Raw genomic sequence first — 8,097 nt, 5'->3', positions numbered from 1 at the left:
GGTCCCTCACGAGAGTGTGGGCCGGCGCCCCTCTTTTTTGGTGCCGGTCCTTCGTGCCCGCGGTCCCCGGTGCTTTGCTTTGCGACGCCCACCGGATCGTGGCTCGCCGAGTTCGTTTTACGCCCGCCGTGCACGTCGACTAAGATTTTCCCAATACCCGTGTTCTTCCGGGCGCTGCGCTTCCCACCCATGTCGCGCGGCGCGGGAGTCGAGTGAAACGAGGTCATTGTGGACGCCCTGAACGTCTTCGTGGTGGTCGTGGCTTTCGTTCTGCTGCTCGGGGGCCTGCTCGCGCTGTGGCGTTTCACCAAGCTGCGCTCGAAGGGCACGCCGGTGATCATTCGGCCGATCCCCGCCGGGGACGGCGCCGCCTGGCGTCATGGCGTGATGACGTACACCGACGGAATGGCGCTGGTGTACAAGCTCCGTTCGCTTCGCCCGGGCGCCGATCTTTCCTTCCCCCGCAACGACGTGGAAATTCTCTCGCGCAGAGAGCCCACCACCGTCGAGGCGGGGTTTTTCGATGATGGGCTGCACGTGGTGACCTTCTCCGTGGTCGACCAGGGCGAGTGGGAACTCGCGGTCGACGATTCCGGGGACACGGCGCTGGTGGCATGGGTGGAGTCGTCGCCGTCGGCGCGTCAGACGAGGGCCTTGCCGACGAACATCGAGGAACGTTTCCGCAGCGTCCGCGCCCGGGGCAACGGCAATGGCCGGGGCAATGGGAATGGTCGTGCCCCGGGCCGCGCCAACGGCCGAGCGAACGGCAACGGACGCCGCTGATTCCGGCATCCGGCGCCGTACGACCCGCGGACCCCGCCGTCCCCGCCGACCGTTAGGGTGGTGGGCATGCGTCTCGTCATCGCCCGCTGCACGGTCGACTATGTCGGCCGACTCACCGCCCACCTTCCGGAGGCCCCGCGCCTGCTCCTGGTCAAGGCCGACGGCTCGGTGTCCGTTCACGCCGACGACCGGGCCTACAAGCCGCTGAACTGGATGACTCCGCCGTGTTCGCTCGCCGAGCAGCCCATCTTGGACGAATCGGGCGAAGACACGGGGGAGCTGCTGTGGGTCGTCGAGAACTCCAAGGGCGAGCAGCTGCGCATCACCATTTCCGAGGTGCTGTCGGATTCCTCGCATGAGCTCGGGCAGGACCCGGGCCTGGTCAAGGACGGCGTCGAGACCCACCTGCAGGAACTGCTGGCGGAGCACTTCACCACCTTCGGGGACGGCTGGACGCTGATCCGGCGGGAGTACCCGACGGCGATCGGCCCCGTGGACCTGCTGGGCCGCGATTCCGACGGCGCCACGGTCGCCATCGAGGTCAAGCGTCGCGGCAACATCGACGGCGTCGAGCAGTTGACGCGCTATTTGGACATGCTCAACCGCGACGAGATGCTTGCCCCCGTGGTCGGCGTCTTCGCGGCGCAGGAGATCAAGCCGCAGGCCCGGACGCTGGCGGAAGACCGCGGCATCCGCTGCGTCGTCGTCGACTACGACGCGCTGCGCGGCACCGAATCCAACGAGCTCCGCCTGTTCTGACGGGGGCGGGGACGTGGGTCGAGGCAAGAAGCGCCGCCCGGGAAAGAGCGGCGGAGGACGGGGACGCGGGACGTCGTCAAGCGATGGCGGAGGAATTCGCCCGCTGCCGGGCCTCGGCGCATTCCAGAACACCCGCACCGAAGCGGGGCCGGGGCGGCTGGCGGACGAGGATTTCCACGTCCGCGACGTCGCTTCCGGGCAGGCGGCGAAGTGGTACCGCTGCCCGGGGTGCGATCAAGAGATCCCGCCGGGCGTCGCGCACGTCGTGGCGTGGCCGGCCGACTACGGGGGACGTGCGGACGACCGACGGCATTGGCACCGAAATTGCTGGGGCAAGCGTGGTGACCGGGGGATCACGCGGCGCTGGGGCTGACCCCGCCCCCGGGCTGGAGCCGGGGCCTTCGGGCCGTCGATGGCATCGCCCGTGCACCGAACGGGCATGATCGGGAATGTCCGGGAAATTGGTCATTCCGTTCGGGCGTGTGCAGGAGTATTCTGAATCACGACAGTCCCGGAAACGGGCCCTGATTCGGACATGATCGCGCGTCCCGCGGTGTGAGGCGGGAGCTGCGGGCCCGACGGCGCCCCTTCCGGCAGCCTCCGCGACCGGGAGACCCCCGGCACGGCCGACGAAAGGGACGTACATGGCCGCATCGGTCGAGTCCACAGCCAAATTCATCCTCGACAAGGTCGGCGGGCCGGAGAACATCTCCTCCGTGACGCACTGCGCGACCCGGCTCCGCTTCCATCTCCGCGACCTAGGCCTGGCCGATCAGGACGCCATCGACGCCGACGACAAGGTGCTCGGCGTCGTCCCCCAGGGCTCCACCGGCCTGCAGGTGATCATGGGCGGCGACGTGGGCAACTACCACCAGGCGCTCGTGCGGCAGCCCGGCATGGACGGCGCGGGGAAGGACGAGGGCGCGAAGGCCGCGTCGCGCGGCCCCAAGACCGGTGCCGACGGGAAGAAGGAGTACGACGGCGTCCGCGGCAAGTTCGGCTGGGTCGACTACTGCTTCGAGTTCCTCTCCGACACCTTCCGGCCGGTGTTGTGGGCGCTGCTCGGCGCGTCGCTGATCATCACGCTGCTGGTGCTGGCGGATACGTTCGGCATCCAGGACTTCAGCCCCGCCGACGGCGAGACCCTGCCGCCGACGTGGCAGTTCCTGCACGCGATGTGGCGGTCGGTGTTCTACTTCCTGCCGATCATGGTCGGCGCGACGGCGGCTCGGAAACTCGGCGCCAACGAGTGGATCGGTGCCGCGATCCCGGCGGCGATGCTGACCCCGGAGTTCATCGCGCTGGGCGACCAGGGCGACACCGTCACCGTCTTCGGCCTGCCGATGGTCCTCAACGACTACTCCGGCCAGGTCTTCCCGCCGCTGTTTGCCGCGGTGCTGCTGTACTTCGTGGAAAAGGGCCTGAAGAAGGTGATCCCGGGTGCCATCCAGATGGTGTTCGTGCCGTTCTTCTCGCTGCTGATCATGATCCCGCTGACCGCCTTCATCGTCGGCCCGTTCGGCATCGGCCTGGGCAACGGCATCTCCAACATGCTGCTGGCCATCAACGGCTTCTCGCCGTTCATCCTGGCCATCGTCGTGCCGCTGATCTACCCGTTCATGGTGCCGCTGGGCCTGCACTGGCCGCTGAACGCGATCATGATCCAGAACATCGCGACGCTGGGCTACGACTTCATCCAGGGCCCCATGGGCGCGTGGAACTTCGCGTGCTTCGGCCTGGTCACGGGCGTCATGATCGTCTCGATGCGCGAGAAGGACGCCTCCATGCGCCAGGTGTCCTCGGGCGGCATGTTCGCCGGCCTGCTGGGCGGCATTTCGGAGCCGAGCCTGTACGGCGTCGTGCTGCGCTTCAAGAAGACGTACCTGCGCCTGCTTCCGGGTTGCCTCGTCGGCGGCATCGTGATGGGCCTGTTCAACGTCAAGGCGAAGGCCTTCGTGTTCACTTCGGTGCTGACCGTCGGCGCGTTCGACCCGCTGGGCGGCTACGTCATCGGCATCGCGGCGGCGTTCTTCACGTCGCTGCTGCTGGTGTTGTTCTTCGACTACCGGTCGGCGGACGAGAAGGCCGCGGCCCACGAGCGCATCGCCCGCGAACGCGCCGCCGCGATGGCCGAGGTCGAGGAGGCCGCGAACGCTCCTTTGCCCGAGTCCTCGGGCACCTCTACTTCGCGTGACGACGCCCATGTCCCCGCCGCAGGGGCCGGCGTTGCGGGAGCCGGCGCGGCGACCGCCGTGGCGGTGAAGGACGCCGACGCAGCCGCCGACACCGATGCTGCCCTCGATCTGTCCATCGTCGCGCCGATGAGCGGTACGCTGCTGCCGCTGTCGGAGGTGCCGGACGCCGCCTTCGCCGCAGGCAAGGTGGGCAAGGGCGCGGCCATCGACCCGGACGGCGACGTCGTCGTGGCCCCGGCCGCGGGCAAGGTCATGGTGACCTTCCCGACCGGCCACGCCGTCGGCCTGAAGCTCGACAACGGCCTGCAGGTGCTCGTCCACATCGGCGTGGACACCGTGAACATGGGCGGCGAGGGATTCGAGTTCCTCGTGGCCAAGGGCGACCGCGTCAGCGCGGGCACCCCGCTGGTGCGCTTCGATCGCGACGCCATCGTTGCCGCCGGTTATTCGCCGATCACCCCGGTGCTGGTGACGAACCACAGGAAGTTCGGGTCGGTCGACGTCGTCGCGAAGCAGGGGCCGATCGCGATCGGCGACGACCTGCTCGAGGCGACCCCCAAGCCCCCGAAGCCGGAGGTCTGAGCCCGGCCCTCTCAGCAACGGACCCGCTAACCCACCTCGAATGGCTTAACCCACACGCAATAGCGGGTGGGTTAAGCCATTCGAGGTGGGTTTGGCCGATTGCATGGAACCGATCCACCGCGAACCGCGTCTAAGTCATCGACGAGGCCGCCGGCGGCGACCACATGGTCGACCGTCCGGTGGCGAGGCGACTGACGAAAAGGGGCGGAACTGGATGACGGGGGAGCGGGAATCACCGGTGACGCATGCGGAGACGGGATTGATGCTGAGTTCGATGCAGGGGGAGTCCGGACCACGAATGCTGCAGGCGGCGCTGAGGGACGGGCGGATCGAACGAATCGTGAGGGGCGTTTACGCGACCGTGGAGGCCAGGGCTCGGCATGAAACCTTTACGCTGCTCGCCATGGCCATCGGGCTGACCAATCGCGCGGCGATCGTCACCGGTCCGGCGGCCGCCGCGATCATGGGGTTCGCGTTCATCATCCCGGACGACGGGCGCGTGGACGTGCTCGCCATCGGGTCGAAGGATCGCAGAGCGGGACAATCGGTCGCGCGGCACGCGGTGAAGGGGATCGGGACGCCATACATTTCGCGGGGCATCCGCCTGACGTCGCCGGCTCGGACGGCGCTGGAAACGTGCCTCCTGCACGGGATCAAGGCTGGGTTGGTGGTCGTCGAATCCATGCTGTGGAAGGGCAGCGTCGATGCCGCCGTCCTGGCCGCGGAACTGCGTGCCATGGGCAGGCGGCGCGGAATCGGGTCCGCGCGGCGAGTGCTCGCCTTGGCCTCGGATCGCAGCCAATCCGCAGGTGAATCACTCGTGCGCTGGTGCATCGATCGGGCGGGGCTCCCGCAACCGCTGCAGCAGGTGGCCATCTTCGACCGGCATGGAAATTGGCTCGCCGTGGTCGACTTTTTCTGGCCCGAACTGGGGCTGGTCATCGAATTCGACGGTTTGGTGAAGACCTCCGGCGAACATGGGGATCCCGTCCAGGTGGCCAGAAAGCAGCTCGAGAGGCAGAACCTTCTGCTGCATGCCGGGATGCGTGTCATTCGCGTGGGGTGGGGTGACGTGGTCTCCGGGCGGTGCGTGCCCGCCCTGCTCGACGTGTACCGACAGCGCCGTGCCCAAGGGTGCGACTTCACCGGCCATCACCGCCTCGCCGATGTGGCGTCGATGTCGCGTCGGTGAGGAGGACGCGAGGTGACGGAGCAAGACGGGAGCGAAGGCGGTGTGCAGTCGGTGCGAGCCTGGTGCACGAACTAACCCACCTTGAATGCCTTAACCCACCCGATACAGCTGGTGGGTTAAGGAATTCGGGGTGGGTTAAGTCATTGGAGGTGGGTTAACGGGACGGGGGCGGGGCTGCGCGGGACGGGTGCGCCGCTACCCGGGGATCTCGTCCTTCGCGTAGCCGGTCGTCGGGCCCTCGGTGCCCGGCCTCCAACCGAGCTCGGGGGCGACGTGCTCGGCGAAGGCCGACAGCAGATGCATGTTGTAGTCCACGCCGAGCTGGGAGGGGATGGTGAGCATGAGGGAGTCGGCGCTCATGACGGCCTCGTCGGCCTTCAGCGCCGCCACCAGCTGGTCGGGCTCGCCGGCGTAGCTCTTGCCGAACGTCGACCGCAGCCCGTCGATGACGCCGATCTGGTCGCGGCCCTGCGATTCGCGGATGAACAGCTGCCGGTCGTAGTCGGTCATGAGGGGGAAGATGCTGCGGCTGACGGACACGCGCGGCGTGCCCTCGTGGCCGGCCTTTTCCCACGCGGCGCGGTAGCGGGCGATCTGCTCGGCCTGCAGCGACGCGAAGGAGTCGCCGGTGGCCTCGGTGAGCAGGGTGGAGCTCATCAGGTTCACGCCCTGCTCGCCGGCCCATTCGGCGGTGTCGCGGGAGCCGGCGCCCCACCAAATGCGCGACTCGAGGCGGGGGGAGTGCGGTTCGACGCGCAGGTGCTGGTCGGGCCCGTACTGGTCGGGGTCGGCGGTGGCCAGGCGCTCGCCGCGCACGGCCCTCATGAAGAGGTCGAACTTCTCGCGGGCTATGTCCGCGCCGCGCGGGTCGGTGGAGCCGTGGTACCCGAACGTCTCCCATCCGCGCAGGGCGGGTTCCGGCGATCCGCGGGAGACGCCGAGGGCGATGCGGCCGTCGGAGAGCAGGTCGAGGGCGGCGGCTTCCTCGGCGAGGTACAGCGGGTTCTCGTACCGCATGTCGATGACGCCGGTGCCGACCTCGATGTTCTTCGTGCGTGCGGCGATGGCGGACAGCAGCGGCATGGGCGACGCCGCCTGGCGGGCGAAATGGTGGACCCGGAAGTACGCGCCGTTGACGCCGATCTCGTCGGCTGCGACGGACAGTTCGACGGCTTGCTTGAGCATGTCCGAGGCGGTGTGGCCGGAGCCGGGGCCGCCGTAGTGGCCGAATGACAGGAACCCGAAAGATTTCATGTTCATGTCAACAAAACCGGCGCCGGTGCTATTCCCGACCGCTCCGGCATGGGCTTTCGCGATTGCTTGACGACGGCCCGGTCGATTCCCCTTCGCCGGCGAGGCGGGGTCCGGCGGCTACTTCGCGGTCGTCTTCCTCGCCTGGAAGATCATCACGGCCAGCAGGCCCAGGGTGATCCACAGCAGGTAGCGGTTGATCACTTCCACGACGTCGAGGACCTGGTCGCCGAAGGTGAAGCCCAGCCACATGAACAGGCCGTTGACGGCCAGGACGCTCAACGCGTTGAGCGCCAGCAGCGGCCAGAACCCCACGCGCAGCAGGCCGGCGATCGCATTGAGCACGGTGCCCGGCACGGGCCCCGGCGCGTACCCCAGTGGCAGCAGGCCGAGGATGATGGCCCTGGTCTTGCCCGACTCCTTGGTCAGCGCCCTGGTGAAGAAGCGCCGCGCCCGCGGCATGTACTGCAGCGACATCTCGATGAACTCCATGCCCCAGCGCCGGCCCATGAGCCAGTAGATCGGCACGAACTTCAGGGCGCCGAACAGCGTCGCCGCCAGGAAAACCCACCACGTGCCCTGGCCGACGGAAGCATTGGCGCCCGACACCGTCGCGCTGGTGTAGCCGCCCACCATCAGCGCGTACGCCAAGGGGTGCGACAGCAGGAACGCGCGCATGGCGATCAACGCCATCGAATAGAGGCCCATGAGGATCAAGGCGACGAAAAGGACCTTGTCCAGGGGCTCCGGGTTCTTCATGAACTCCGGCAGCTCCGGGTCGGCCTTGTTCTCCGACGGTTCGTCCCGCGGGTCATGTCGCTGCTCGCTCACCCCTGCGACACTAGACGAGGCACCGGATCGACGGCTGCGCGGCACGGCCCCCGACCCGAATCCGCCCCCGGCACGCGAAAACCCGGCGTCGCAGGATGCGGGCGCCAGGCCGTCGTAAAGCAGAAAGCGAAGCGAAAAGTGGCGGGGAGCGCGGAGGCTACTCGGCGGGCTCGACGAGCTCGAGCAGCACGCCGCCGGCGTCCTTCGGGTGGACGAAGTTGATGCGCGAACCGGCCGTGCCGTTCTTCGGGACCTCGTAGAGCACGCGCGTGCCCTGCTCCTTCAGATGCGCCATCAGGGCGTCCATGTCGGTGACGCGCAGGGCGTACTGCTGGATGCCGGGGCCCTTCTTGTCGATGTACTTCGCGATGGTCGAGTCCTCGTTCAGCGGGGCGAGGATCTGGACCAGGGTGCCGCCCTCGGTCTTCTCGGCCGGGCCGAGCATGGCCTCGCGGACGCCCTGCTCCTCGTTGACCTCTTCGTGGTAGTTCACGAAGCCCATGT

At 68.1% G+C, this 8,097-nt stretch carries 8 protein-coding genes; 5 read left to right on the top strand and 3 right to left on the bottom strand.

Going from position 1 to position 8,097, the window contains the following annotated elements:
- Positions 1-228: 228 nt before the first annotated feature.
- The 5 genes from GX015_RS11780 (at position 229) to GX015_RS11760 (ending at position 5,511) form a co-directional block, all read left to right on the top strand.
- Complete coding sequence (locus tag GX015_RS11780) at positions 229-783, top strand: DUF2550 domain-containing protein (protein WP_291345348.1); 555 nt, start codon at positions 229-231, stop codon at positions 781-783.
- Between the two features lie 66 nt (positions 784-849).
- Positions 850-1,542: an endonuclease NucS gene (gene nucS / locus GX015_RS11775; protein ID WP_291345347.1), complete on the top strand. Its 693-nt coding sequence runs from the start codon at positions 850-852 to the stop codon at positions 1,540-1,542.
- Positions 1,543-1,645: 103 nt separating this feature from the next.
- A complete protein-coding gene (locus GX015_RS11770) occupies positions 1,646-1,915 on the top strand; it encodes an ATP/GTP-binding protein (RefSeq protein ID WP_291345350.1) in 270 nt (89 codons plus the stop codon).
- 271 nt (positions 1,916-2,186) lie between these two features.
- The gene (locus GX015_RS11765) at positions 2,187-4,319 is read left to right on the top strand and encodes a glucose PTS transporter subunit IIA (protein ID WP_291345346.1); all 2,133 of its coding nucleotides are present in this window, start codon (positions 2,187-2,189) and stop codon (positions 4,317-4,319) included.
- Between the two features lie 298 nt (positions 4,320-4,617).
- Positions 4,618-5,511, top strand: a complete 894-nt coding sequence (locus GX015_RS11760) for a hypothetical protein (RefSeq protein WP_291345345.1) — start codon at positions 4,618-4,620, stop codon at positions 5,509-5,511.
- 195 nt (positions 5,512-5,706) lie between these two features.
- Here GX015_RS11760 and GX015_RS11755 read toward each other — a convergent pair whose 3' ends face one another.
- The 3 genes from GX015_RS11755 to GX015_RS11745 all read right to left on the bottom strand — a co-directional run.
- On the bottom strand, positions 5,707-6,765 hold the full coding sequence (locus GX015_RS11755) for an LLM class flavin-dependent oxidoreductase (RefSeq protein WP_291345349.1): 1,059 nt from the start codon (positions 6,763-6,765) through the stop codon (positions 5,707-5,709).
- A 117-nt stretch (positions 6,766-6,882) separates the two neighbouring features.
- The gene (locus tag GX015_RS11750; protein WP_366926292.1) at positions 6,883-7,521 is read right to left on the bottom strand and encodes a hypothetical protein; all 639 of its coding nucleotides are present in this window, start codon (positions 7,519-7,521) and stop codon (positions 6,883-6,885) included.
- Positions 7,522-7,750: 229 nt separating this feature from the next.
- The coding region (locus tag GX015_RS11745; RefSeq protein ID WP_291345343.1) for a VOC family protein at positions 7,751-8,097 on the bottom strand (347 nt) is incomplete at its 5' end.

The sequence above is a fragment of the Corynebacterium sp. genome, from assembly GCF_012837295.1.
GTDB lineage: Bacteria > Actinomycetota > Actinomycetes > Mycobacteriales > Mycobacteriaceae > Corynebacterium.
This window is presented reverse-complemented; position numbering and strand designations above follow the sequence as displayed.

Excerpts from the sequence above, each read along its gene's own strand:
- GX015_RS11765 (WP_291345346.1), top strand. The coding sequence starts at position 2,187 with ATGGCCGCATCGGTCGAGTCCACAGCCAAATTCATCCTCGACAAGGTC.
- GX015_RS11750 (WP_366926292.1), bottom strand. The coding sequence starts at position 7,521 with ATGAAGAACCCGGAGCCCCTGGACAAGGTCCTTTTCGTCGCCTTGATC.
- GX015_RS11755 (WP_291345349.1), bottom strand. The coding sequence starts at position 6,765 with ATGAAATCTTTCGGGTTCCTGTCATTCGGCCACTACGGCGGCCCCGGC.
- GX015_RS11760 (WP_291345345.1), top strand. The coding sequence starts at position 4,618 with ATGCTGCAGGCGGCGCTGAGGGACGGGCGGATCGAACGAATCGTGAGG.
- nucS (WP_291345347.1), top strand. The coding sequence starts at position 850 with ATGCGTCTCGTCATCGCCCGCTGCACGGTCGACTATGTCGGCCGACTC.